The sequence below is a fragment of the Rhizobium sp. RCC_161_2 genome (genome assembly GCF_041355235.1).
In the GTDB taxonomy this organism is placed as follows: domain Bacteria; phylum Pseudomonadota; class Alphaproteobacteria; order Rhizobiales; family Rhizobiaceae; genus Rhizobium.
In genome coordinates this window covers 161,594-186,826 of the sequence record NZ_JBFUPL010000011.1, presented here as the reverse complement: position 1 = coordinate 186,826, position 25,233 = coordinate 161,594, and the positions used below count along the sequence as shown (strand labels likewise).

Below are 25,233 nucleotides of genomic sequence, written 5' to 3'. Positions count from 1 at the left end.
CAATTCTCGCGCGTTTTTCACGAATGCGCGACAGTCTTCCCGAGTTCATCGAGAAGGTCGAGCGCCACCTGGGCGCTCGCCGGGCGTAGGGACGGCTTTCTCTCCGCGAGATGTCCGGCAAACGCTCCGATCTCCTCGACATGACGCCCCATTTCCTCGCATCTTTCGAGAAGAGCGCTCAGCACGCGACCGGCCGAATAGAGGTCGGAGCGGGGATCGGCCGCTGCATCGTCGGCCTGCTCAGGCGCCATGAACGGCAAGGTGCCGGCAATTTTGATCTCAAGATCGCGATGGCGGCCGCCCTGTTCGAGCGCCACGCCGAAATCGGCAATCTTGAGCCCGCTGATATCGCTGGCGGGCAAAAGCAGATTTCCCGGTGATATGTCGCAATGGACATAGCCTGTAGCATGAATTGCCTGGAGCCCTGACAGAAGGCCGCGCATGGCCTGTAAACAGTCGCGGGTGGAAACGGAGCCGGCGGAGGAGAGCCGTTGGGACAGCGGTTCGCCCGCCCATTCCATAATGATCGCCGGGCGGCCGTCGACCAGTCTCAATGCCATCTGGATATGAACGAGGCGTGGATGGCGCAGTGCCATGCCGATGCGTGCTTCGCGCAACAGAAGCCTGCGCGCGACGGCGTCATCCGCACGGTCTGCGATGACGGTCTTGAGAGCGTGGAGCGTTCCCAGATCACGGTGTCGCAGCCGGCCGATTTCGATGCGTTCGCGGCGATGAACCACCGTCTCAAGTAGGAAACTGCCGGCTATGAAGGCCGGGTTATCGGAAGAAAGTCGTGGCAGGCGGCGATCCAGCGCATCGCGCAGGCGATCGATCAACATGTCCCGCATGCCGGACGGACGCTCGCCCCTGGCATCATGCGTCAGGACATGCAGAAGGCTGGAAAAGTGCGATACTATCTCTTCCAGATCCTCCGCAGGCAGCTCGCTGCTCATATGGCACCGATGACGATGGCGCTGAGGTTCTCGCGGCAATTTGCGATCAGGCCTTCCTGAACGAGCGTGTCGGCGGCCTTTGCGATCGGTGTTTCGATCAGGATCTCGGCGATCACGCGGTCGGCAAGGCTTCGGGGCAGCGATGCGCTACACAGGAGCAAGCGATCGCCAGGAAGAACCGTGTCCAGAATGGTATCAGGCACGAATTGCGGCTTCAGTCCCAGGCCGCGCGCCACCGAACGTTTAAGCCCGATATCGACATGATCCCGGGTAAGGCAGCGCATCATCCCGTCACGCAAGAGATAGCAACGCGCATCTCCAGCCCAGACGAGGGCAAATTCCCTGTCAAGGATGGTCGCGACGACAATGCTCGCAAAGGGTGGCTGTCGATCGCCGGATACCGCTTTCGTCTGCAGGATGCTGTTGGCGTGGCCAAGCTTACCTTTTATATCTTGAACCAGTGCCTGCAGGCTCTCATGGGACGCCACGCTCGACAGCGTGCTTGTCGCGGTTCTTGCGGCTTCGATGGCGCCCATGCCGTCGCCGATACCGTCGGCGAGTGCAAACAAGCGTGGTCGTTCGGAGACAAGCAGCGCGTCGGCATTGAGCGACAGGCGCGTTCCGGGGTGGCTGGCATAACTGCTTTCGATCGGGTGCAATGTTTCGGAGGCGATCGCGCTTTCGCGCAATTCAGGCGGACGAGCAACGGGCGGCGGTGGCGCCGGCACTTGAATAGAGGTGGGTGCCGTTTCGGTTTTGTCCGCGGCGACAAGTTTCAGAAAGTCCTGCGCGGTGGGAGGGCCGGCCGTTTTGAAACCCTTGCCATGCCGGCTGCCGAGCGTCATGCGCCACCAAAGCGACCCCGGCGCGCCGGCACTGGGCGCGGGTATCTCGTCCCTCATGCGCGCGTTCGCAAATGGCAGGCGCAGGCGCTTGATGCCCTCAATGAAGCGCGGCATGTCGAAATCCGCCTTGGTGGAGGTCTCGGCCAATGCTTCGGCAGCGGTAAACCAGACATCGTCTTCACAAATGTCCCGCAGGTGGCCGGTAAATCGATGCAGTTGCGCGGCGATGACCAGCGGAAAACTCCGCCCGACGCGATCCTTACTTGGCAGCAGCACGCCGGCAATCGCGGCGGGAGACCATACACCACCGGCGACGATAAAGCGCCAGGGCGGAGAAGCGTGGAAGAGGCGACGCCAGTCCTGGCCCAGCGTTGGCTCCATCGCGCCAAGGCCACTCTGTATCCATTGGTCGAGTTCCGACTGAAGCCGCCGACCCAGCGCCGTGGAGACGAAATCGCCATGCGTCGGCAACTTGCCGAAGAAGCCGATTGCATCGGGCTCCCCAGGCGATGCTGTTCGGGCAAGACGTTCGTTCATCGGCAACACCGCTAGAACTGGCTTGGGCAGGCAAAGTCGGATAGTGCCTGCAATCGGAATGGATTGAGCACGGAACCGAACTGAACGTCGAACTCTGCCGCCTGGCCGCTACTGTCAAAATGGGCCCGGAAGAGATCCGGTCCTTGCATGGTGATCTTGGCGGCATCGAAGAGCCGGAATGGCGACCAGTCGCCGCTCTTGGTCGTCGCCTGCTGCCAGCCGCCCGGAAGAAATGCGATGCGCGACTGGTTTTCGGTTCCTGCGGACGGCCAGGCGATGGATTTCGCTTGCACCGGGCCGTGGAAATAGACGACGCGCTCGCCCTCGATCTCCATCATCACGGCATTGGCCGAATCCGTCAGCGATACCGGCTTGATGTTGATGGAGATTGCCGGCTTTTCGCTACCGGCCGGAAAGAAGGCGCGTTCGATCTTGTCGGCATTCTCGAACTGGGCGATCGCCTGGCTCGGAATGCTGTCGCCGCCGAACGTGCCGCGCCAGCCCCATGGCTGGGCACTGGTGTCGACAAAGGCTTCGAGCCTGTTCTTGAAGAAGCTCTGAAACAGGCCCTCCGGCCCGAACAGCCGCACGAAATCCGCCATCGCCACATCCTGCGAGGATGAACGATCGAAGGGATAGCGGCCGCTTACGATCCCTGCACAGAGGTTTGCACCTTCCGCCGCCCATAGATCGTTGATCCGGTTGCGCGCGGTCTTGACGGCAAGTGAACCGATATCGGCGGTGATACCTGCCATCAGGGTATCGGCCGGCGCGGGAAGTCCGCGTGCCTGTTGCAGAAGATCCTGATTGGCGCTGGTCAGCTGTCCGCCGGCGTCGAATACGCGGGCAACCTCCGCCGTCGATGTCGAGGCGCGCGACAGCTGGTTGTAGACATTCTGCAGGATCGGCTGGAGCACCTGGATTTGCGATCGGGCGGTGTCCTTATTCCCCTCGGTTTGGGCGCTGTCATCCGGTTTGACATCGCGCGGAACCTCAAGTGCTGCTCGCAATGGCCCATAAGGATCCGGTGCGTTGGCGGCGCTGGCCAGGGCGGAGCTGATGGCCGCATCCGGCGTGTCGCCGAGCGATGCGATCTCGGCACCATCGGTCGGCCGAAGATCGGTCGCCACGGAGACCGATTTCAGGAAAGTTTCGAGCGGGCTTGGATTGGCCGCGAGAATGCGCGTCGTTTCCGTCGCCTCGGCGAGGTTTTGCGATGGGCGCACCCGCAGATCGGCAAGCAGCGTCGACCATTGCTTCTCGTAGGCATCGAAATAGAGCTGCAGCGCGGCCTGGGCCACAACCTCGGTCGTCATGCCGGCCGGGTTGCTCTCGTCGCCGCGAACCCATTGCTCCTTCAGCGCCTCGCGTGCGGCATCGGTGACCATCGGCAGCACGACGGCGCGGTAACCCTTTCCGGTGAAAAGGCCCGGAATACCGTCGCGAAGCGTTGCCTTGGATTTTCGTTGAAAGGCCTGCGCACCAAGCGGACCTAGGGCGTCGGCAGGCACCCAGCTATCGAGAGCGCGGGCCTGGCGAGAATAGGCCAGGATGTCATAGGCGCGCGCTGCGAGGCTTTGTGTGTGGATGGCATCGCGGGCCTTTGCGATAAGCTGGTTGTCGAGCTCGATCGCCGGGAGCGAACCTTCGCTCATGGCCTCGACATGGGCGGAGAGCGCCTGCCTCGTCGCCGCGCGTCCTTCGCCAGGATAGAGCGAGGCGAACATGTCTTCCGACTGCTGCGAAACGAAATCCTTGTCCATTGGGCCAAGGCCGCCCAGCATTCCGTAGAATTTCAGGGCATCGAAGGTCTTTTCGGTATCGGCGCCGTCGGCCATGGTCTTCTGCAGCTGGACCAATATGCGCGGCAACAGCAACGAGTTGAGTGCACGCTGATAGGCGCTTTTTTGCCGGCTGGCGATCTTGTCTTCCTGATCGAGGCCGAAGCTCGTCGGCCACACCCTCGCTTCCGAGAAGCCGCTGGTCACCGCACGCAGATTGTCGAGCGCCGGCAGGACGCGCAGGAAATCGGCGTCGGAGACATCGCGAATGGGAATGCCGCTTGCGAGCTTCTCATAGTTGTCGATGCGTTTGTCGGCCGCCGCGATGGCGCGGGAATTCTGGAAATAGGTGGCGATCCAGCTGGTGAAGACGATCGCCAGTAAGACCGCCGCGACACCATAGGCCGCGCGCTTGATGATCGTTTGCCGCCGCGACAGCCGCCGGTCTCGCGCTACCAGCGACGCCTCGTCGAAAATGACCTCCTTGAATAGGCGCGACAGAAAGTAGCTGCGCCGTATGCGGGGCGAAGCCGCCGGCATCGAGGACATCTCCTGCGGCTGGGTGCCGGATGCGAAGTAGACACCGCGCATGAGCGGCGCTTCAATGAAGTTCGACGCCGAGCAGAGCTCGGTCAGAACATCATGCAGCCGCTCCTTCAGCGCGGCAAGCTCGGCCGGAAAGCGGAATATTCTCCCGCGCACCTCGATGTTCGGCTCCTGCTGCAGGCGTTCGATGAGCATGGTGCCGACGCGTTCCTGCAACAGTGCGAATTCTTCCATGAACCGGTCGGGTAGATTCTGGCCCTTGTAGCTTTCCTCCAACCCGAAGGTCGTACCCCAAACCTGCTCGCGGTCGCTCTTGCTGAGCCCGTCAAAGAATTCGACGAAACCCGTCAGCAGGTCGGCCTTGGTCAGAACGACATAGACCGGAATGCGCGCCTGCAGGAACTCGTCCAGTTCGGACAGGCGCTTGCGAATAGCGCGCACTTCTTCCAGCTGCGCTTCGTGATCGCGAACGAGCAGATCGCCGATGGACAGCGTCACGAGCGCGCCGTTGATCGGTTGCGATCGCCGATATTTTCTGAGCAGTCCGAGAAACCCTTCCCATCCCGCCTTGGAAGCACCGTTCAGGTCGTCCTGGGTCGTATAGCGACCGGCGGTGTCGATGAGGATCGCTTCATCCGCAAACCACCAATTGCAGTTGCGCGTGCCGCCGGCCCCTTGGACCGAATTGCTTCCCATTGCATCGCCAAGCGGAAATTTGAGTCCGGAATTGGTCAGTGCCGTGGTCTTGCCGGAGCCCGGCGCGCCGAAAATCACATACCAGGGAAGCTCGTAAACATAGCCGAAGCGCTTCTTGGTGACGCGGCGCAGGAGAGACAAGGCTTCCTTGAGGCGATCACGGATCTCGCCGACTTCCGCCTGCTGGCTCGCGGCATCGGAAGCCGCGTCATTTTCGATGCCTTCGACCAGCGCCTTGTCGCGCATGCGGGAGCGGAAAGCCGAGACGATAAGATAGATCAGCCATACCGCGATGACCACGCCAATGGCGATCAACCGAGCATTGACACTCGCCAGTGGCTTGAAGCTGCCGTAACCGAGCATGTAGCCGTAGAACCAGATGACGACGCAGATTGCCGCGAGCCAGATCAGCGATATGAAGCGCTGGCCGAGAAGACCGGCATAGGAGGTGACATAGGAACGGAGCGTATAAAAGAGGCTGAGCGGGTTCATGGGGAGACCTCCGGTGCCGGCGGTGTCCGCGTGCTGAGATCGGCGTCGCGCAATGTCTCGTTGGGATCGGTCAGGACCAGGATTTCCGTGCGGCGGTTCGTCTCGCGGCCTTCCGGAGTGGCGTTGCTTGCCAGAGGATCGCTGTCGGCGCGTCCTTCGGTCAGGATGGCATCCTTGCCGGTATAGGCGGCGAGAATATCACCGACTGCGCGGGCGCGTGCTTCGGAGAGGTGCCAGTTCGACGGGAATTGCATGGTTCTGATCGGGACATTGTCTGTATAGCCGACCACCACGGCGCGGAATTTCTCCGAAGCAAGCGCGCCGCCGATGCGCTGAATGAGATCGCGGAACTCGCTGCTGACATCGGCGCTTCCCGTGCCGAACAGGCCGGAATTGTTGATGCGGACGAGCAGCCGGCCGTTCGCATTCGAAAGCGTGACAAGCTTGCGATCGACCTCGGGCTGCAGGAAGGCCAGAAGCGTATCGAGCCTGCTGGGGGCCGCCGGCTTCACCACGGGGTCCGGCTGAGGCTGCGGTTTCGGCGTGTCCACCTTGGCGACGACCGCAGGCGGCTTGGGCGTGTCGATGAGCACGCTCGGCGTCTCGTGCGGCGGCAGGTTTGCGAGCCGCTCGAAGGTGCCGTCGGAGGCCTGGTTGAGGGAAAGCGTGAAGAACAGATAGCCGAGCGCAAAGAGGAGGACGAGGGCTGACAGCGCCGTCCAGAGCGCGACGGCGGTGCGTAGCGGCTTGTGTCGCGCCGAGACGCCGCGCCAATGCGGCGAGAGCTCGCGTTCGAAGACGCCATATTGCCCGAGCAGCGTCTTATAGAGGCTGTCGCGGATGCGACCGAGTTCCAGCGAGCCACGCGCGGAGACGCGCGTGCGGCCCTCGAATGCGAGGGACAGGCATAGATAGATGAGAAGAAGGAGGTCCTTGTTGGCGCCCGGACTCTGATGAAAATGATCGAGCAGATCGAACACCCGGTCGCCGCCGGTCACATCCATATGGAAGGTCGATACCAGCCCGGAGCGGGCCCATCCGGCCCGCGCGCGCCATGACTTGCTGAGAACGACATCATCGATCGTCGCGCAGATGACGTAGTGGGCGGCGCGCGCGCGCTCAGCGCTGATGCGGGCGCTGGCGAGATCGCGTTCGTAACGGCCAACGGCATCGACCGTCACCCGGCGCAGCTCGTCGATATCGGGCTGCGCATCGGCGTTTCGCAGGCTATGGGCGAGATTGAGGAGGGGGGCTGCCGAGCGAACGAGCGTCGGCACTTCCTCGCCTCCGAACCGGAAGTCGCGCACCAGGGCATCAACCGACCAGCCGCCAGCGCGCAGGTCTTGCTGTCCTGTCCCGTCCGAGGGCGGAACAAGAGCGTCGTCCAGCAATTCCGCCATCTTGCGAGCGGATTCATTCTTGCGGGCGCCGTCCTCGGTCAGCTCGATGATTGTCGGCAGGTCCTGCCAGGATGTCGATTGCGGCGTTTTCATTCTCTGAGAGCCCACAGTTCCATCTCCAGGCCGGGGAAGTCGCCTGCAAGATGCAGGGCGATCGCACCGGACGTATCAAGCTGTTTCCAAAGCGGATTCTTGGTGTCTAGTTCGAAATAGATCGTTCCCGAGCGATAGGGCAGTTGCCGCGGCAGAACCGGCAGCGGCCTGACGGGAATACCCGGCAGGGCCACGTTGACGAGGTCGGCGATTTTTTCCACCGGCCCGATCTTGATCTGCGCGGGGAGCTTGCGCCGCACGTCTTCCGCCGACATCTCGGCGCGCACGGCCAGCACGAAGCCGGCGTCTTTCAGCAGCGAGCGGTCATTGATCATGCCGATGCGCACGCCATGGCGGCGTTCGGCAAGCTCGATCGCAACGGCGGCCTGTTCGAGAACCGCCGAGAGCGATGTCCTGAGATCGTCGAAGACGGCGGCGAAGGTCGCCTTGAGGTCGTCGTGGCGATAGGGCGGAAAATCGCTTGCCCGCTTGCTGTCCATGGTGAAGGTCGCAAGCTCGCCGGCAAGCTGGATGCATTGCTCATAAAATTCGATCGGATGCAGCCGGGTCGCATTCGCCTGAATATGGCGCAGCATCGGATCGGCGCGATTGAGGATGTGCAGCAGGAAATAATCACCGACTTCCGCCGTGCCACGGATGGTCGGATCGCCGATCCGTTCGGCAATTGCCTCGGCGCGGTGCCGGACGATACCGAGCAATTCGGTAACCAGCTCGTTCAGCCGTGCTTCGGCCGCGCAATTGAGAGATGGCGCGATATAGTCCGGATCGAGGATCACGGCCTTGTCGGAGCGCACCTCAATGATACGGGCAAGCCCAATCAGCTCATAGCCCGCCAGTTCGTCGCCGGTCTTCAGATATCTGAGGTTCAGCCGACCGATGTCGATCGGCGCCATGAAATCCGTTTCGACATTGGAGTCGGGCGCTTCATAGGGCGAAGCGAGAAGGCGGACGCTGTTGCGGGTCGCACCGCCATTCAAGGTCACGTCGGCCTTGCCGGGCTGGCGTGCCGGCAGCGCCAGGTAGATGATCGCATTCTTGATCGATTCATCCAGTTCGAGGGGTGGTGGCAGATCGGCGTCGATCGGCGCCTCGAAAGGCGTGCCGTCGGGCAGGATGCCGCGCAGGTTCGACAGTGCGAACTGACCGATCGCCAATGCGCTGCGATCGATGCCGATTTCGGCCACGCCCCAGGGATAGGGCGCAAGCCCCCGCGCGGTCGTCCGCACAAGACGCTCCGTCCATCGATCGGCCTGCTGAAAATGCTGAACACGAAGGAACATGCCCTCGCTCCAAGCCACTCGATTTTCGTTCTTCATCAGCTGTTGTTCGTCCTCTTTGTCATGCTGGCAGAAGCCTGTTATTCCCGGTGGCCGATCGAAGCGCGCATCGCTTCGCTGAACACATCTCGGATGGAAAGGCTTTTGCCGTCCTTTTCGAACTGGGCCCGATAGGCCTGCCAGTATCCGCGATTGCCCGGCCAAGGCAGTTTGCGCGACGCCGCATCGACCCGCGCTTCGATCATGCGCGGCTCCAGCGTCTGGCTTGCCTGGCCGACAAGACTTTCGAGCGCGGCGTTGAATGTCATCTGTCGCGACAGGAGAAGATTCAGCCGTGCGATGAGCTGTTCCTCGAGGTTGCCATCGGTAAAGAACAGCTTACCATTAGCCGCAGGCACGTCGATTTCGAAGATCGAGAAACTATCGGCAAGGGTCTGTTCCAGTCCGTCGACCATCGCCTCCAATTTGCTGGTGAAGTGATCGGGCTCTTCGGAAACCTGGCCGCTGGGTGGCTGATCGACGATCTCCACATCATTTGCCGCAACGATGGTCTTCACGCCGCCATCCACCGCGACCGCGTTGCGGCTGCGGTTAACCGGTACGGAGACACGTGTTGCCGACCCATGCTCCAGCTGGCTGCCGTAGTCGAATTCCGCATTCCAATCGTCGGGGAGCGTTGGCTTGATGCCGGTGGTGTCGGGTGGTCCGTCCCAGCCGATGTCGACATCGCGGATCGATTTTACGGCCGTATCCACCCGCCGCCAGTCCGACGAGATGGGCGATATGTCATCGCCGATGCGATCGCCTAATATGCCGCTTGCGGTTTGTCCGCCAGGCGCGACATCGGCAAGGATGGAGGAAATCGTCAAGGTTTCGTCGCTGAGAGCAAGACCGGCTTCGGGATCGCCGATCTCGCGATCCGCTTCCCCGGTGATGACGGCCGTGAAGGCAAGACCGCCAATCTCGATGCGAGACTTGTCGGCAAGGCGCTTTATCTCGCCCTCCAGCACCATGACGCCGTCCACGCGCGATCCATTGGCGCTCTGGTCGCGCAGGAAAAAGCCCTGTCGATCGCGCTCGATGACGCAGTGAACCTTGGAGATGAGACGCTTGGGATCGGAGAGCTGCCAGTCGCAATCCGGTGATCGTCCGAGCGTGCGCCGTCCGCGCTCGAAAAACCATTTCGTGCCGATCTCTGTTCCTTCCTGCTGCCTCAGTTCAAGCCGCATCGCTATCCTCCCCGGCCCGCGCCCGCGAAGATGGATGGGTTTCGGCGATAATGGCATCGCCGCTATCGCGATCGGCCGCCGCAACCCGCGCCCAACTGTTCCAGCCGAGCCTCGGCGGATCGCCTGCGGCGCCAAGCTGGCAGAACGGGATATGCTCCTTCTTGAGAACGACCTGGATATCAAAGTCGAGGGCCGGGCCAACAAAGAGCCTGGTGAGCGCAAAGACTTCACTGATCTTAGCGCCACCCGGGGAAAGAGACAGGTAGTCCTGATAATCCAACGGGCCGATGATCACGCGGAAACTTCCGCTGAAATCATGGATGGCTACACCTGCGGCCGCATTGATGCCGAGGCGGACACCTTGCGGCTGACCGAGGCGGCTGCGCTCCGCGATCGGAATGTTCAGCCAGCGGCCACGGAAAAGTTCGACCTCGACGGGCAGGCCGGTGAATTCGCACAGCATCGCCCGCAGGTTGACGGTATTGCGCGTGCGGTTCGCGAAAAAGCCGGAGAAGCGCAGGATCAGCTCATCGTCGACTAAGACCTGTTCCTTCAGCCTGGCGGTGCCGAAACCGGCGATCGCAAACAGCGCGGAGATGAACGTGTTGGCGTCTCGCTCGCGGCTCCAGCGCAGGCGCCGGGCAATCCGGTATTTTTCGCAGGCATCCACGAAAAGCTCGGTCATCCGCGCGCTGAAGAGATCGAAGAAACTCGCAAGGCCGCGCGACCGGTTGCGCTCCTCGCGCATGACCTGCTCGTTGTAACTGGGCGGCATCGAGCCGAGAGGGCCGAGCAAGGCCGCCATTGTGCTGCGCACAGAGACCGATCCGTCACGACGCCGGAGGCCGCTTATCGCGAGCGGAGCAGGCGACACACCAATCGGGGTTTCGACCGATAGATCCTCATCGGATATTGACTGGGCCACGCGAAACGCCGTCGCGGGTTCGAAGCGGCCGGGGTCGCGTTCGAGCAGCGATACAAGGGTCTCGTTCCGGTTTTCCGCGGGCAGGCTCATCGGCGTGTGACGATCCCTCCTAGAGAAGCGGGCGTTCGGCGGCGCGTGCCGGCCAGATCGCGATCGGTTTCGATTGCCCCTTCATCGAGATTGAGAGGCGGGTGAAGCTGTTGATGGACGTGTAGAGACCGAAGAACCGGTCGAGCACGCTGCCGAAGAGATAGGCCGACGCCCTGTCGATCGCGGCCGGGTCGAATTCGAGCATGATGTCCGTTCCTGGCACCATGCCGCCGCCTCCAAGCTTGGCCGTCGAACCACGTGCTTGCACGCGGATCAGCGCATCGGCGAGTTGCTTGGTCTCTCGGCTGTCGCGGAAGGCATAGAGGGAGAGAACGTCCTTCAACGCCGCGCCATCATTGTCGAAGAGGGAAAGATGATTGAGCAGCAGATGCGACATGAGCCGCCAGTTGCGCCCCTGCTGTTCGTTCATGCGGACCGAAGGCGTCGGGGGGATGAGAGCTTCGAGCGACCCGACCGCTTCATTGCCGGATGCGAGCTGCAGATAGGGATGGCCGCCACCGAAAGGCAATTGTTCGGGCAGGTCGCGGTTCAGGCAGAGCGTGTCGATGCTGGCGATCTTGTCCAGCGGCTCGGTCGCCTTCCGTCCCCGGTCGACAAAGGCGATGTCCATGTCGCTGGTGCGGTCGTCGGCATCGAAGCGTCGGCTGCATTGCCAGAAGAGCGATCCGGTCCCACCCTTTTGGCTACGTCCGAAAAAGGGCGGGCATATTTCCTCCTCGCCGCCGCGGCCGGAGACCAGTACGCGTTCTATCGCATAAATCTCACGGGTCTTCTGGCGCCGGGCATCGGGTAGCAGCCGGTATTCGGTGCGCGTGCCATCAAGCGCCAGTGGTTCGCAGGTCTGGCGGAAGAGATTGACGATTGGCGTGGCGTTGAGGACGAAATCGCGCGCCGATACGCTCCGTTCCAGCTTGGCGTCCGTTTCGCCGAGATAGATGAAGATCTCCAGCGTCTCGCCATGCCAGGCATCGAGCCCATCGATGTCGATGAAGAGGAATTTCTGCGGCAGCGCAAAGAATTCGGTAAGCAGCCGGTAACCGACGAAGCTCGAGGAGGGATAGGGCAGCATCGACTGATCCGGCTCGAGGCCGACGGGTCGAAGGTTTTGCGCGGGCAGCGTGATCGGGTTGCGATCGTCGGCATGATGCGCCAGCGCCATGCCGAGCGTATGGTTGGCAAGCAGCTCATGGATCGCCACGGCCCGTTGCCAGGCCGAGGCGACATGCAGCCGCAACCGCTTGAGCCCGACATCGCCAAGCGACCTGTTTGGATCGCACGACCGGATGGACAGGCGCAGGCAGCCGGCTGCGCCGGTATGGCGGGAAGGCGGCGCGCTGATCGGATGACCGGAGAGAGAGGCCGACACGATCTCGACCGGCAAGACATCGGTATCCTGGGTGGTACGGAAACGGCAGGCTTCGCCGCCGACAGGCTCGGCGAAGATCTCGGTGTGGCGCGGCACGGTCTGGACGGAGGCGAGCGTGGCGCTCGGCGCGAAGCGGACGATGCTCATGGAGGGCAGCGGCGCCAGATAATGCGGATAAAGCGTCTCCAGGAGGCCGTCCGTCAGCTCGGGAAATTCGTCGTCCAGTTTCTGCCGCACGCGGGCGGCGGAATAGGCAAAGCTCTGGATCAGGCGTTCGACATGGGGATCGTCGGCGATCTCTCCCGTCATGCGCAGGCGACCGGCGATCTTTGGAAAGGCATCGGCAAACCGCGCCGCGCGTCGCCTTATGGCGGAAAGCTCATCATTATAGCGCTGCAGAAAGCCATCAGCCATTGGTCGCCTCCACCAGGAAACGCTGGGTCGACGGATCGATGGTCGATTCGAAGCTGATCGGCGGCATGCCTTCATGCACCCGGAAGGTCGCCTGGATGCGCATGCGAAGTGCCCGTTCACCATTGGTGCGGCTTTTGAGGATTGTCACGCGCACGTCGGAGAGGCGCGTTTCGAAGAGCGTGATGCGGCGTTCGATGATGCGGGCAAGGCGCAGCTTTGCTTCATCCGTGACCAGGTTCGCCGATACCATGCCATCGACGCCGTAGGAGACCAGCGCATCGCCAAGCTCCTCGTGGAGGGACGGCGGTGCGGTCGGGCGGCGGCGCGTATTCAAAAGGGACTCAAGGTCGCGCCGGATCCCCTCGCGCAACTCGCGGATCTGCTCGGCGGTGGACAAGGGCGGGTCCTGCGACAGATCCGGATTCGTATCCAGCAGCCGATCGAGGATCGATCGCGCGAGAACTCTTTCCCGGGGTCTATAGCGTTCCAGTGGATCAGCCATGGGCAGCGCGCCTCGTCTCCTCCGTTCGCCCGCCCGCTTCGAGCTTGACGGCATCATGGAACGACACCAGCTCGTCGCCCGCGAGGTAACATTTCTGGCCACGGCCGGTGGTGATCCCGGTCGGCTCGTCGATCCATTCCGTCTCGCGGCCAAGCAGGAGTTTTCCGTCCGCCGGCGTTCCGTGATAGATCGCCGGAAGCAGGACCGGCGCGCTCGCGCCATCGATCAGTTGCAGCTCTGCCTGCCGGAATGCCAGGTCGCGCGGCCGCGCGATCGGCTCGACATCGACCGAGGCGATCTTGGCGAAGTCCACCCAGAGATAGCCGCCGCCGCTCATGATGACTTCCAGGGCATGCGGAATACGATCATCCAGATCCCTGAGATCGGAAACCGGCTTGCCGTTCCAGATCATCGGCTGCTCGCCGCGCAGTCCCTCAAGGGCTTCGAGTGCGGCCGTCGTCTCTTGCGTCGATCCCTGTCGATGAGCGATGCCGAGTTTCAATGCGGCCTTGTCGAGTTCGCTCGGTCCCTGTGGAAAATCGGGTGTCGCTGCGTCCCCGAACCATGCCGCGCGGGCGGCCATTGCTCTCAGCTGATTGCGCAGCCTCGCAAAACCCATGAGATCGTCCGGAGCGAAGGTGCTGGCAAGATTGCATTGCGCATCGGCGCGCTCGTAGTCGCCGGCAAGCACGAGCAGGTCGATATAGAGATTTCGGGCCTGCTTGTCTGATGGCGCGGTCTTCAGATGCGATTTCACCTGCTCGATCGCATCTTCGAGTGCGTTTTCACCGAGGGCTTCAGCGATCCGGGCGGACAAGGTCATGCGGACATCCTTTGCGGCAGGGCCGTGCGCGATGGCGCGGGCGCCACGTTCGCGGTCTCGGCAATGAGGTGAAAGCTCGTCGAGACGTCGTCGAGCTGGAAATGAGGCTGTAGCCGGACGGTACAGGAAAATATCCCGGGCTTGCCTGGGATTTCGCCGACCGTGATGCCGGCGGAACGCAACGGAAATCGGGTACGCAAGGTGAGATCCGCGTCGTCATTGCCGAGCGTATACCGGGTGAGCCAATCATTGAGCTTGCGCTCGATCGTGTCGGCGTCCGACAGGCGCCCGATCTCGTCGCGCATGATGACTTTCAGGTAATGCGAGAAGCGCGAGGCGCAGAGAACATATTGCAGCATGGCGGCGATGCGGGCGTTCTGGCGTGCCTGTTCGCTGGAATAGTGCGGCGGCGCATGCAGCGACTGATTGGAATTGAAGATCACCGACGAGGAAAGATAGGTGGTTGCGACCGGCACGAGACCCAGTTCGCAGAATTGCTGCTCCTGAGTACTTGTCAGGCGTATCTCGACGGGCGCCTGCGCGGACAGGCCGTGGCTCTCGATCCCCAGCTCATAGGGGGCGAGTTCCTCCGCGCTCAACAGACCGCCATCTACCGCATCCTGGGTCACGCCGCGGATGTCGGCGAACCAGCCGGATTCGATGAAATTGCGGATGACGATCAGCGCAAAGGCAAAGGCCCCATTGCCCCAGAGCAGCGTGCTGCCATCGGCTGCGATGCTCTCGCGGAAGGGAAAATGATCATCGCGCCGGCGGGCGAATGGCTCGTAGGGCGGCCGCATCAGGATGCGCGGCGCCACCAGCCCGAGGAAGCGAGAATCCTCGCGCGCCCGCAGCCCGTTCCAGCGGATGCGCCGGGGGTCGTTTGCGAGCCAGGAAAAATCATGAACGCGGTTCAGCTCGTTAAAATGTTCAAGGCCGATCGCCTGCGGCGATGCTCCGGCGACGAAAGGGCAGAAGGCCGCCGCGGCCGCCATGCCGATTTGCGTCAGCGCGCCGACCGCATCGCCATCGGAAGGATCCTCTGGGGAAAACTCATAATCGCCAATCAGGAGGCCAAAAGGTTCTCCGCCCGGCATGCCGAATTCCCGGCTGTAGACGAGCTCGAACAGATGGCTCTGGTCGAAATCGGTGGTGCGCTCGAAATTGCGGGATAGCTGTGGCCAGCCAATGCTGAGAATCTTGATCTTCACATCGTCGGCGCGATCGGCCTGACTGACCAGCAGCGCCAGCCCCCGCCATCTCGCCTCCATTGCCTGGAATTCGGCATGGTGGAGGATGGCGTTGACCTGCCTGTTGAGTGCATCGTCGATCATTGCGATCAAACGATCTATCTGACGCGGCCATGCTGCGCTGGAATCCATCGCCGTTCCGATCCTGTTGCCTGCAAGCGAAACCGCGCGACGGCAGGCGCCGCGCGGATATCCGCTTAGTTCTTGGACGGAATGCGGGCGACCATACGCAGCGAGGTGGTCAGTTCTTCCATCTGGAGCCAGGGGCGCATCCAGGCGACGGCGTTATAGGAACCGGGCTTGCCCGGAACTTCCTGAACCGTGACCTTGGCGTCACGCAGAGGATACTTGGCGCGCGATTCTTCGCCGGCATCGTCATTGGCGTTGACGTAGTTGGATATCCAGCGGTTCAGCCAGTTTTCGCAATCTTCCGCCTCCATGAAGGAGCCGATCTTGTCGCGGCCCATCACCTTCAGGTAGTGCGCGAAACGCGAAGTCGCCATCATGTAGGGCAGGCGCGCGGAAACCGCGGCATTGGCCGTTGCTTCCGGCTTGTCGTAGAGCTTGGGCTTATGCGTCGTCTGCGCGCCGAAGAACACGGCATAATCGGTGTTCTTGTAGTGGCAGAGCGGCAGGAAGCCGAGCTTGCCCAGTTCCGCGTCGCGCCGGTCGGTAATGCCGACTTCCGTCGGGCATTTCAGATCGAGATCGCCATCGTCGCTGGAGAAGATGTGCATCGGCAGGTCCTCGACCTTGCCGCCGTTTTCGGCACCGCGGATGGCGGTGCACCAGCCGCTGCGGGCAAAGGCTTCGGTCAGTCGCGTTCCCATGACGTAAGAGGCGTTCATCCAGCAATAGGAGTTGTGATTGAGCTCCCCGGTGCTCGATCCCAGCGTTTCGTCGAAGCCGAATTCGTCGATCGGGCTCGTCTTCGGACCATAGGGCATGCGTGCGAGCACACGCGGCAGGGCAAGCGTGACGAAGCGCGAGTCGTCGCTGTCGCGCAGGCTGCGCCACTTAGCGTATTCGACCGTCTCGAAAATCTTCTCAAGGTCGCGCGGGCGCGCCAGTTCGCGATAGTCGTCGAAGCCGAACATGCGCGGGCTTGCGGCGGAGATGAAGGGCGCGAAGGCCGCGGCCGCGATGGACGAAACGCCCTGGAGCGTCTGTATGTCCTCGAACGAGTTGTCGAACTCGTAGTCACCGATCAGGGCGCCCATCGGCTCGCCGCCAGGGGTGCCGAATTCGTCTTCATAGATGGACTTGAAGAGGCGCGACTGGTCGAACTCCACCGCCTTTGCCAGATCCTTCGAGATCTCGCGCTTGGAGGCGTTTATCACGCGGATCTTCAGGTTGACGCTGGTCTCGCTGTTCTTGACGAGGTAGTTCAGCCCGCGCCAGGTGCCTTCGAGCTTGCTGAACTCGGGCGATTGCATGATGGCGGCAAGCTGACGGGAGATCGTCTTGTCGAGCTCGGCAATCGCATTGTTGAGGGTGACCGTCAGGTTGCGGTCATAGGTGACGGTGCCCTTGAGGGCCTGGTCGGTCAGCGTCCGCAGCAGATCCTGGGCACGATCCGGTTCGGTCTGGCGCGTTGCGGCCACGACCTGGGACAGGAGGTTTTCTTCAGGCGCGAATTCGGCCTCGGGGGCCTTCAACTGGGTTTCTGCGCTCATCGTTCAATCCTTACAAGAAGGCAGCGTATCGGAAGGGACATCAATCCGCTTGGCTCCGCTGCTCGAAACAAGTGTGGGGCGATCTCGCTTGAGGGATCGTCGGCGATCAGTTCGCAGGTGGTTTCTGCAGGGCGTTCAGCTCGGAGGCCAGCTTCGAAAGGTCGCCCTTGTTCTGCAGAATGTCTTCCAGCAGGCGCTCGAGCTCCTCCGAGCGGTCGGCCTTGCTCATCAGGTCGCGAAGCTCGTTGCGGGCATCGAGCAGAGCCTTCAGCGCCGGCACCTGGTTGACGACCGAGCCGGGCTCGAAGTCCTGCATGCTTTCGAACTTCAGCGAAACGGGGATCTGCGTGCCGTTGCCCTCGATCGTGTTTTCGACCGTGATGTTGAGGCCCGGCGTCATGCGGCGCATGACATCGTCGAAGTTATCGCGATCGATCTGCACGAACTTGCGTTCGCCAAACGGTTTGAGGGGCTGGGTCGGATCGCCGGAAAAATCGCCCAGGACACCGACGACGAAGGGCAGTTCCTTGACGACCATCGCGCCTTCGGTTTCGACCTCGTACTTGATGTGGACGCGCGGCTTGCGAACCCGCTCCAGCTTCTCATGAACACTTGCCATACAGCTTCTCCCTTTTCATGCCAGCGGCAAATTTCGAACTAAAGATTGTCACAACTCCGAATTCGACAAGATCAGGTTGCAAAAAAATCTGCGATACGTGTGCTTTCATCCACTCTTGTTGGGTTTCGGCTGGATTCCAGCGGCGGTTAGAACGGCGTTGCGAGCCTGCTGCTCGGGCAGAAGCTCGGCCAGAAGTTCGGAAAAATCCATGCGGCCGCGCCTGACCAGGGTCTCGATCGCCAGCGAGATCGGTGAATGCGGCTCGGTTCGGCGAAAATAACGAGCTACCGCAACCAGAAGCTCGAACGCTTCTTCCCTCGATCCTATGGCGTCGGCACCCAGTGGCTTGCCGTGCGTCTGTGGGTTGTCCGTTGCGGCATTTGCGTCGGCGATTTGAGGCTTTGCATCGCTCGTTGGCGCATCGGCCTGCTGGTCGATGCCCGCCAGCGCGCGGATGGCGGATGCCGCTTCCAGCAGGACGTTGTGGGTATTGGAACTGGGCGGCGCCTCGTTTCCGCAACGCGCGCCGAGAAGCGCGACAAGACCGTCGAAAGCGGCGATGCAACTGTTCAGCCTATCGAGATGCGCGCGCATCGCCGAGACGCCCGCCTCCGCAACCGCCTGGTTGAGTTCATCGCGTCGCTTCGTCTCGTTGGGCCGCTGCGAAAGCTGGAAATCCCAGAGCGAATACTGCGCGAATTTCGCGTCGGGAACCAGGGGTGTGAGCCTGATGGCCTGGATGATCGTACCCTCGCCGCCGATACCATTGAGGCCCGCCAAGGGTGCCAATCGCTCTTCCAGGCCCTCATTGCCGACGGAGTGAAATTGCTCCCAATACTTGTCTAAAAGCGACGTTATGGCGAGGTAGATATCACGTAGTCCTTCGAAGCCGCGCAACCGCAACTCTGCTTCCGCGAGCCACGCTAATACTTCGAGGTCCTTACTTTTTGAAGAAATAATCCGCAACCCGAGATTGCTTACCTCTGTCCAGTCAGGTGCAATCGTAATATTCTCGCCAGATGATATACCTCGCTCTGCAGTACGAGCCTGGTTTCTGGCGTCTTTTATTCTATAGTATATTTCGCGCATTGAAGTATTGATGCGGATATTTTCTCCGCATGGCGCGATTTCATCAAATGGATCTGTAATGTCGCGAATGTTCAGCAGGACATTAACTCCGGATTTTCGAATACATCATTAGAGCGCGAGATACTGATGCGGAGATATTGCCTTGTCAACCGTGTATATTCTACGACGGAATTGTGACAGATGGTAATTCGCTGCCTTTCAGAAAAAATGATATTTGAACCTAGACAATGGCGGATAACCGCCCTAGTTGTTTTGCCAACTGTGGAGGACGTGCAGACTTAAACTTTGGAGGGAGGTTCTCCGGTTGTCCAACATCGATCTCAACCGTCTGATCAAAACGCTTGAGCCTGATCTGCGTGTCGGTCTGGAGGCGGGGGCGTCGCTTGCCGCGCGCAATCGGCACGCGATGGTCGATGTCGCACACTGGATAAGAGCGCTGCTTGATGGAACCGAAGTTAGCTACGTTTTTGAACAACTTAGCGTTTCCGCCGAGGCTCTCCGGAACGAGCTCGACGCGGCGATCGTCGACCTTCCCCGCGATGGTGAGGCGACCCTTGTTCTGTCGCCAAACCTGCTTGCGCTTTCGCGCGAAGCCTGGCTCGTCGCCTCCCTGCAATGCGGCCGTAACACGGTCGTTCTGACCGACCTCCTGACTGCGCTGACGACCGACCAGTCGTTGCGAATCGTTGCACGCGGCATCGCTCCTTCCCTTCGCAATCTCGATCGGAATGCGCTGGAAAATCGCCTGGCCGCCACGCCGTCCTCCGATATTTCAGCGCCCACGGCACCGCTTTCCAGTGGAATTTCCGCCGCAGGCGAGAACGAATTTTTGCGCCTCTACACCCGCGACATGACGGCGGATGCGAGATCGGGCCGAATCGATCCGGTGATCGGACGAGATCGCGAATTGCGACAGGTCATCGATGTCCTGATGCGTCGTCGGCAGAACAATCCCATCCTCGTCGGAGAGGCGGGCGTGGGCAAAACCGCGGTCGCGGAGGCGCTGGCGCTGGAAATCGCTTCGGGCAACGTCTCGGACATGCTGAAGCCCGTGCGGCTCCTCCTTCTCGATCTCAGCCTGTTGCAAGCCGGAGCGGGTGTAAAGGGCGAGTTTGAGAGAAGATTGCACGGTGTGGTTGATGCAGTCAAAGCATCGGCGGATCCGATTATCCTGTTTATCGACGAAGCGCATGGCCTGATCGGTGCCGGCGGTCCGTCCGGACAGGGTGACGCAGCAAATATCCTCAAGCCTGCGCTGGCCCGGGGTGAATTGCGCACGATCGCCGCGACGACATGGAGCGAATACAAGCGGTATATCGAGAAGGATGCGGCATTGACCCGCCGTTTCCAGCTCGTCCAGATCCTGGAGCCGGACGAAGAGACGGCAATCCGCATGCTGCGCGGCATTGCTGGCAGCTTCAAGGCGCATCACAAGGTCCGGATCCGCGACGAGGCGCTTGCCGCGGCGGTTCGCCTCTCTGCGCGCTACATTCCGGATCGCCAACTGCCGGACAAGGCCATCAGCCTGATCGACACGGCCGCCGCCGCGGTTTCGCTTGCCCGGCAGACGATCCCCGAAGCTTTGAAGGAGCTCAGAAACGAGCGCGATATGCTCGCGCTTGAAGCCACATCGCTTCAGGCCGAACCGCCAACCTCGGAGATCGTCGAGCGTCTTTCGATTATCGGCACCGAGCAATTGGAGATCTCGTCCGAGATCGAAAAATTGCAGGCCAAGTTCGATGAGGAGATCCGCCTGTCACGCGAGGCCGATCGTCTCGAAGCGTCGTTCGCCGATGCCGGTGTGACCGCTGATGCCGTATCACAGATCGATGGCAACGTCGCGCCTCTGGCGCCGCATGACACCCTCTCCGAGGGAGCTCGCTCGGCGCTGGTACTGGCAGAGCGCAACCTCGCCAAGGTCGCGGGCGAAACTCCGCTTGTTCCGCGCGTCGTCGACAAGGAAGTCATCGCCGGCATCGTGGCGCGCTGGACGGGAATTCCCGTCGGCAAACTGCTGTCGGATCAGGTAGAAACGGTCAAGACGCTGGATGCGCGGCTGAAGGAACGGATCATCGGGCAGGATGCGGCGATCGGCCGGATTTCCGCGGCCATGCGTTCCGCAAGGGCGGGGCTTTCCGATCCGCGCCGCCCGCCGGCGGTCTTCCTGCTTGTCGGCATGTCTGGAACGGGAAAGACGGAAACGGCGCTTTCGCTTGCCGATCTGCTCTATGGCGGCAGCCAATACCTGACGACGATCAACATGTCGGAGTTCAAGGAGGAGCATAAGGTTTCGATGCTTCTCGGTTCGCCGCCCGGCTATGTCGGCTATGGCGAAGGTGGTGTTCTGACCGAGGCCGTCCGCCGGCGCCCCTATGGTGTTCTGCTGCTCGACGAGATCGACAAGGCGCATCCGGGCGTGCAGGAAGTCTTCTACCAGGTGTTCGACAAGGGCACGCTGCGCGACGGCGAAGGCCGCGATATCGATTTCAAGAACACCACCATCGTCATGACGGCCAACAGCGGCTCGGAGCTTCTGACGGCTCTCGCCGCCGATCCGGACACGATGCCCGAAGGCGAGGCGCTGGAAGCGCTGCTGCTTCCCGAACTGCAGAAGCACTTCAAGCCCGCCTTTATCGGGCGGACGATCGTGCTGCCGTTCATGCCGCTCAGCGGAGAGACGCTGAGCGGAATCGTCGATATCCAGATCGGGCGCATTCGCGATCGCGTCGGTGGTGCTTACGGCACGGAGGTGTCGCTGTCGGATGCGGCCCGCGAAGCGCTAGTGGCGCGCGCGAAGGCCAGCGAGATGGGCGCCCGCGCCATCGAGATCATGATTGCCCGTGATCTTCTTCCGGAGCTTTCGACCTTTTTCCTCGATGCGCTTGCCGCAGGACGCAAGGTCGCCCGTATCGACATCAGTTTTCACGACCACCGTTTCCTCATCGAAGGACACGCGATGGACGACACCGAATTCGCCAATCCGCAGAGCGGTGCGGCGAATGAAGCAGCCCCGGACGAACACCCTGTCCGGATGCGGCATTAGACGGAAAGGTAACCGCGCCTTGACGCAACAAGGCGAATTCAATCCTAACAGGAGAGTTGAGAGCATGCCGATTTATCTGCAAATCGACGGTATCCAGGGCGATGCCACCCACGAACAACACAAGAAGTGGATGGACATCGAAGTCATCCATTGGAACGTTTCGCGCAATGTGAAGACTTCGGCCGGTTCGGCAGCGAACCGCGAAGCTTCCGAGCCGACCGTTTCGGAAGTGATCCTGACCAAGGTCAGCGATTCCTCCTCGACGAAGCTGTTTCAGGAAGCATGCTCGGGTCGTACCGGCAAGCAGGCTGTCATCCATCTGGTGACGACCGGCAATCCTGGCGACACCTATATCGAATACACGCTGACCAATACGCTGATCGCCAGCTACTCGGTCGATTCCAATGGTGATCGCCCGGTCGAAACGATCAAGCTCAACTTCACCAAGATGGAAGTGAAGTACACGCCATACGACGATTCGCAGTCGCCGCAGTCGCCGATGATTGCGTCCTACGACCTGGCAACGACCAAGGCTGCCTGACGGTAACATCGTCTTCCGGCGCGTTTCGCGTGATGCGCCGGAACCGATTTTTGATGCGAAATCGCGGCTGCGGTCGCGATTTCCGCGTTTTCAAAAACGTTCCCTATCGAGGTCGCCATGGTAGATTTTTCCGTTTCCTCGCCGGCACTCCAAATGGAGCCGGTGAGACAGACCGACCTTCCGCCGATCCGGCGCGCAGGCCGCGGTCCTTCCTACGATTATTTCTCCTATCAAAGTGGTCCGCGCGAATTCGCCGCCCGAGGCCAGGCCATGGGTGCTGCGGCATCGCTTTTTCGGATGTTTTCGGAAAAGGCGAACGAGATGTCGTTGACGCATTGGCTGCAGCGATGGCTGCGCAATAACGAGCCGAACATTATCCGGGAGATGGATACCAACCATCATTCCACCTTTGTTGCTCAGTTCAACTTCTCTGTGAGTGACGGCGAAACCCGGGTTTTTATGGCGCGTGGCGCCTATCTGCTCGGCACGGTCGCGTCGCGCGCCGATGTCGGCAAGATCCTCACTCAGGATTTTCTCTATGGTCCCCGCATAGATGCGATCCCGCCGAACGGCACGCTGTTCCAGACCGCCTATCTCGTCGGTGGGCGCAAGCAGGCGCTCGGCAGCGCTGATAAGCCGGGTGCGGCAAGCACACGAGTAGGATGAGAAGCAGATGAACGATCAGCCTTCGGCCAATGATTTCATCCAGGCGACCCGAAATCTCAGGGTCGTCTCGCCGCTTGGTACGGACCAGCTCCTGCCGGAGCGGGTCATGATAACGGAAGGGGTATCCTCGCTTTTCGATATCCGGCTTTCCGTGCGCGCCAAGCGTGAAGTCGTCCAGCCGGAGGAGCTGATCGGCCGCCTGGTGGACATCTCCATCGAGGTCCAGCAGGGCGAGGACGGTGGCGACGGCGTGCGCCGACCCTTCAACGGACTGGTTACCTCCCTTCACGAGGGACCGCCGATCACCCGTGGTCTGCGCTCCTATTCGCTGGTGCTGAAGCCGCAGATGTGGCTTCTGTCGCAGCGTTCCGATTGCCGGATCTGGATGGATAAGACGAGCGTCGATATCGTCGAGACGCTGTTCTCCGAGCACGGCATTCCGGCTCCCGACGTCTCCGGCATCGTGACCCCGCCGCCACCGCAACATTATTCGGTGCAGTGGAACGAAACCGACCTGGATTTCCTGACCCGCCGCTTCGAAGAGGACGGGCTGTTCTACTGGTTCAGCCATGAGAACGGCAGTCACCGACTGCATGTCGCCGATAGCGCAAGCTCTTGGGCGGGGCCTTCTCCGTCCGCCGAAGGGGAGGCGCGAGTGCGCCTGGCGCAGGGCTCCTCCGATCGCAACCACATCACCGAATGGATGCGGCACTACGCCTATGTCCCCGGCCAGCGGGCCGGCGCCGACTGGAACTTCGAGACGCCGCAAATGGTGCCGGCGACGACGACGCCTTCGCTGGTGCAGATGCCCGGCGCGATGAAGCGGGAGCTTTACGAATTCCCCGCGCGCATAAGCTCCGTGTCCGAAGCCGAGCGGGCGCAGAAATTGCGCATGCAGGCAACCGAGGCCGATCACAACAGGGTCGTCGGGCAGTCGACCTCGCGCATCCTCGAGGCCGGCCGACGCTTCACGCCCTATGAGGTGGCGCATCCCGAACATGTCTACGAAGAGCATGTGATCGTCAAGGCGACCCATTTCGCCATCGATCCCTCCTACGAGACCAACACCGACCAGCCGGAATACACCAATGAATTCGAGGCCGTGCCGTCGCGCGTCTCCATGACGCCGCACCGGCAGACGGAACGCCCGCGTATCCGCGGCACCCAGGTTGCGATCGTCGCCGGTCCCTCCGGTGAAGAGATCCATCCCGACCAATATGGCCGCATCAAGCTCTGGTATCCCTGGGACCGCCGCGCCAAGAAGGACGGCTCCGACACCTGCTGGGTCCGCGTCGCCCAGAACTGGGCCGGCGGCAACTGGGGCGGCCAGATCATCCCGCGCATCGGCATGGAAGTCATGGTCGCCTTCATCGACGGCGATCCGGACCGCCCGCTGGTAACCGGCGTCGTGCCGAACCCCAGCAATGCCGTGCCTTACGACCTACCTGGCAACAAGACCCGCATGGTCATGCGCTCCAACACCCACAAGGGTACCGGCTTCAACGAAATGACCTTCGAGGACGATGCCGGCCGTGAGAACATGTTCTTCCATGCCCAGAAGGACCAGACGACCCGCATCCGCAACGACCGCACCAAACGCGTCGACCGCCACGAAGTCGCCTCCATCGGTGGCAACCGCGCCGTCGAGGTGAGCGGCAACCAGAAGCATGAGATCGGTGGGTCGGTGAACACGGTGGTCGGCGGTACCGGGCCGATGGCGATGGCGCTGATGGGAGCGGTGCAGGGGCTTTCGGGGCAGACGGCCGGATTGCTGTCGCAGGCCGGTCAGATTGCTGGCGGCGGCGGACCCGGACTCGCAGCATTCGCAGGCACGATTGCCTCTTCTGCGTTAGGCTTTCTCGGAATGAGCGGCCTCGGCAGCCGGGAGGGGGTCGTTGCCGGCTCCAATCCTCGCGCCGATGCAGGCACGGCACTGGGCGGTTCGGGCAGTGGAGTCGGGGAAGCGGCTGCAAGCCTTTTCCCGCTTCAGGGCATCATGAACACGGTCGTCGGGTCGTTCAAATCTGACACAGTAGGTATTGCAAGAGCCGAACAGATCGGGGTGAGCAAGGTCACGCATGTCGGTCAGACGTCGCTCGAAAAGGTTGGAAAATTCAAGAAGGTGATCGTCGGTGAAGAATTCGTCATCGAGTGTGGTGCTTCCAAGTTCATCATGCGCAAGGATGGCACGGTGATCATTCTGGGAACGCATTTCAACTTCACGGCATCAGGGCCGACGCAGATCAACGGCAAGGTCGTTGATCTCAACAAGCCGGGCGGCGGCTTTGCCGAGGCATCGCCGACATCGTCGGATACGACGGCGCAAGGCTGAGGCGTC

Annotated in this window: 18 protein-coding genes; 4 read left to right on the top strand and 14 right to left on the bottom strand. The window is 61.6% G+C overall.

Annotated elements, in window-relative coordinates; all coding sequences use genetic code 11:
- Positions 1-17: 17 nt before the first annotated feature.
- The 14 genes from AB6803_RS25720 to tssA form a co-directional block, all read right to left on the bottom strand.
- Positions 18-953, bottom strand: coding sequence for a serine/threonine-protein kinase (locus tag AB6803_RS25720; protein WP_371111548.1), 936 nt, complete (start codon positions 951-953; stop codon positions 18-20).
- Positions 950-2,335 carry a type VI secretion system-associated protein TagF gene (gene tagF, locus AB6803_RS25715; protein WP_371111547.1) on the bottom strand — a complete coding sequence of 462 codons (1,386 nt, stop codon included), beginning with the start codon at positions 2,333-2,335 and terminating at the stop codon, positions 950-952. The genes AB6803_RS25720 and tagF overlap by 4 nt, the downstream gene beginning before the upstream one ends.
- Positions 2,336-2,346: 11 nt before the next feature.
- Positions 2,347-5,850 (bottom strand): type VI secretion system membrane subunit TssM, encoded by a 3,504-nt coding sequence (tssM, locus tag AB6803_RS25710; RefSeq protein WP_371111546.1) that lies wholly within the window; start codon positions 5,848-5,850, stop codon positions 2,347-2,349.
- Positions 5,847-7,343 (bottom strand): type VI secretion system protein TssL, long form, encoded by a 1,497-nt coding sequence (tssL, locus tag AB6803_RS25705; RefSeq protein ID WP_371111545.1) that lies wholly within the window; start codon positions 7,341-7,343, stop codon positions 5,847-5,849. Before tssL ends, tssM begins: the two co-directional genes overlap by 4 nt.
- Positions 7,340-8,680: a type VI secretion system baseplate subunit TssK gene (gene tssK / locus AB6803_RS25700; protein ID WP_371111544.1), complete on the bottom strand. Its 1,341-nt coding sequence runs from the start codon at positions 8,678-8,680 to the stop codon at positions 7,340-7,342. The genes tssL and tssK overlap by 4 nt, the downstream gene beginning before the upstream one ends.
- Before the next feature lie 41 nt (positions 8,681-8,721).
- Positions 8,722-9,870, bottom strand: coding sequence for an FHA domain-containing protein (locus AB6803_RS25695; RefSeq protein WP_371111543.1), 1,149 nt, complete (start codon positions 9,868-9,870; stop codon positions 8,722-8,724).
- Positions 9,860-10,885 carry a type VI secretion system baseplate subunit TssG gene (gene tssG / locus AB6803_RS25690; protein ID WP_371111542.1) on the bottom strand — a complete coding sequence of 342 codons (1,026 nt, stop codon included), beginning with the start codon at positions 10,883-10,885 and terminating at the stop codon, positions 9,860-9,862. Before tssG ends, AB6803_RS25695 begins: the two co-directional genes overlap by 11 nt.
- A 19-nt stretch (positions 10,886-10,904) precedes the next feature.
- Positions 10,905-12,686 carry a type VI secretion system baseplate subunit TssF gene (gene tssF, locus AB6803_RS25685; protein WP_371111541.1) on the bottom strand — a complete coding sequence of 594 codons (1,782 nt, stop codon included), beginning with the start codon at positions 12,684-12,686 and terminating at the stop codon, positions 10,905-10,907.
- The gene (gene tssE, locus AB6803_RS25680; RefSeq protein WP_371111540.1) at positions 12,679-13,188 is read right to left on the bottom strand and encodes a type VI secretion system baseplate subunit TssE; all 510 of its coding nucleotides are present in this window, start codon (positions 13,186-13,188) and stop codon (positions 12,679-12,681) included. Before tssE ends, tssF begins: the two co-directional genes overlap by 8 nt.
- Entirely contained in the window at positions 13,181-14,011 is an 831-nt protein-coding gene (locus AB6803_RS25675) for a type VI secretion system accessory protein TagJ (protein WP_371111539.1), read from the bottom strand. The genes tssE and AB6803_RS25675 overlap by 8 nt, the downstream gene beginning before the upstream one ends.
- The gene (tssC, locus tag AB6803_RS25670; RefSeq protein WP_371111538.1) at positions 14,008-15,393 is read right to left on the bottom strand and encodes a type VI secretion system contractile sheath large subunit; all 1,386 of its coding nucleotides are present in this window, start codon (positions 15,391-15,393) and stop codon (positions 14,008-14,010) included. The genes AB6803_RS25675 and tssC (AB6803_RS25670) overlap by 4 nt, the downstream gene beginning before the upstream one ends.
- 65 nt (positions 15,394-15,458) lie before the next feature.
- Positions 15,459-16,937 (bottom strand): type VI secretion system contractile sheath large subunit, encoded by a 1,479-nt coding sequence (gene tssC / locus AB6803_RS25665; RefSeq protein ID WP_371111537.1) that lies wholly within the window; start codon positions 16,935-16,937, stop codon positions 15,459-15,461.
- 106 nt (positions 16,938-17,043) lie between these two features.
- Positions 17,044-17,556 carry a type VI secretion system contractile sheath small subunit gene (gene tssB, locus AB6803_RS25660; protein WP_371111536.1) on the bottom strand — a complete coding sequence of 171 codons (513 nt, stop codon included), beginning with the start codon at positions 17,554-17,556 and terminating at the stop codon, positions 17,044-17,046.
- Between the two features lie 105 nt (positions 17,557-17,661).
- Positions 17,662-18,720: a type VI secretion system protein TssA gene (gene tssA / locus AB6803_RS25655; protein ID WP_371111603.1), complete on the bottom strand. Its 1,059-nt coding sequence runs from the start codon at positions 18,718-18,720 to the stop codon at positions 17,662-17,664.
- A gap of 229 nt (positions 18,721-18,949) precedes the next feature.
- On the opposite strand from tssA, the gene tssH reads away from it, so the two are divergent.
- From tssH to tssI, 4 genes are all read left to right on the top strand, one after another.
- Positions 18,950-21,688, top strand: a complete 2,739-nt coding sequence (gene tssH / locus AB6803_RS25650) for a type VI secretion system ATPase TssH (RefSeq protein WP_371111535.1) — start codon at positions 18,950-18,952, stop codon at positions 21,686-21,688.
- Between the two features lie 64 nt (positions 21,689-21,752).
- Positions 21,753-22,229, top strand: coding sequence for an Hcp family type VI secretion system effector (locus AB6803_RS25645; RefSeq protein ID WP_371111534.1), 477 nt, complete (start codon positions 21,753-21,755; stop codon positions 22,227-22,229).
- 117 nt (positions 22,230-22,346) lie between these two features.
- Positions 22,347-22,895 (top strand): hypothetical protein, encoded by a 549-nt coding sequence (locus AB6803_RS25640; RefSeq protein ID WP_371111533.1) that lies wholly within the window; start codon positions 22,347-22,349, stop codon positions 22,893-22,895.
- Positions 22,896-22,902: 7 nt separating this feature from the next.
- Entirely contained in the window at positions 22,903-25,227 is a 2,325-nt protein-coding gene (gene tssI / locus AB6803_RS25635) for a type VI secretion system tip protein TssI/VgrG (RefSeq protein WP_371111532.1), read from the top strand.
- The last annotated feature ends 6 nt before the right edge of the window (positions 25,228-25,233 follow it).

Coding starts and splice junctions, on each gene's coding strand:
- tssF (WP_371111541.1), bottom strand. CDS start 12,686: ATGGCTGATGGCTTTCTGCAGCGCTATAATGATGAGCTTTCCGCCATA.
- tagF (WP_371111547.1), bottom strand. CDS start 2,335: ATGAACGAACGTCTTGCCCGAACAGCATCGCCTGGGGAGCCCGATGCA.
- tssC (WP_371111538.1), bottom strand. CDS start 15,393: ATGGATTCCAGCGCAGCATGGCCGCGTCAGATAGATCGTTTGATCGCA.
- tssB (WP_371111536.1), bottom strand. CDS start 17,556: ATGGCAAGTGTTCATGAGAAGCTGGAGCGGGTTCGCAAGCCGCGCGTC.
- tssM (WP_371111546.1), bottom strand. CDS start 5,850: ATGAACCCGCTCAGCCTCTTTTATACGCTCCGTTCCTATGTCACCTCC.
- tssE (WP_371111540.1), bottom strand. CDS start 13,188: ATGGCTGATCCACTGGAACGCTATAGACCCCGGGAAAGAGTTCTCGCG.
- tssC (WP_371111537.1), bottom strand. CDS start 16,937: ATGAGCGCAGAAACCCAGTTGAAGGCCCCCGAGGCCGAATTCGCGCCT.
- tssI (WP_371111532.1), top strand. CDS start 22,903: ATGAACGATCAGCCTTCGGCCAATGATTTCATCCAGGCGACCCGAAAT.
- AB6803_RS25640 (WP_371111533.1), top strand. CDS start 22,347: ATGGTAGATTTTTCCGTTTCCTCGCCGGCACTCCAAATGGAGCCGGTG.
- AB6803_RS25675 (WP_371111539.1), bottom strand. CDS start 14,011: ATGACCTTGTCCGCCCGGATCGCTGAAGCCCTCGGTGAAAACGCACTC.
- tssK (WP_371111544.1), bottom strand. CDS start 8,680: ATGAAGAACGAAAATCGAGTGGCTTGGAGCGAGGGCATGTTCCTTCGT.
- AB6803_RS25720 (WP_371111548.1), bottom strand. CDS start 953: ATGAGCAGCGAGCTGCCTGCGGAGGATCTGGAAGAGATAGTATCGCAC.
- tssL (WP_371111545.1), bottom strand. CDS start 7,343: ATGAAAACGCCGCAATCGACATCCTGGCAGGACCTGCCGACAATCATC.
- AB6803_RS25645 (WP_371111534.1), top strand. CDS start 21,753: ATGCCGATTTATCTGCAAATCGACGGTATCCAGGGCGATGCCACCCAC.
- AB6803_RS25695 (WP_371111543.1), bottom strand. CDS start 9,870: ATGCGGCTTGAACTGAGGCAGCAGGAAGGAACAGAGATCGGCACGAAA.
- tssG (WP_371111542.1), bottom strand. CDS start 10,885: ATGAGCCTGCCCGCGGAAAACCGGAACGAGACCCTTGTATCGCTGCTC.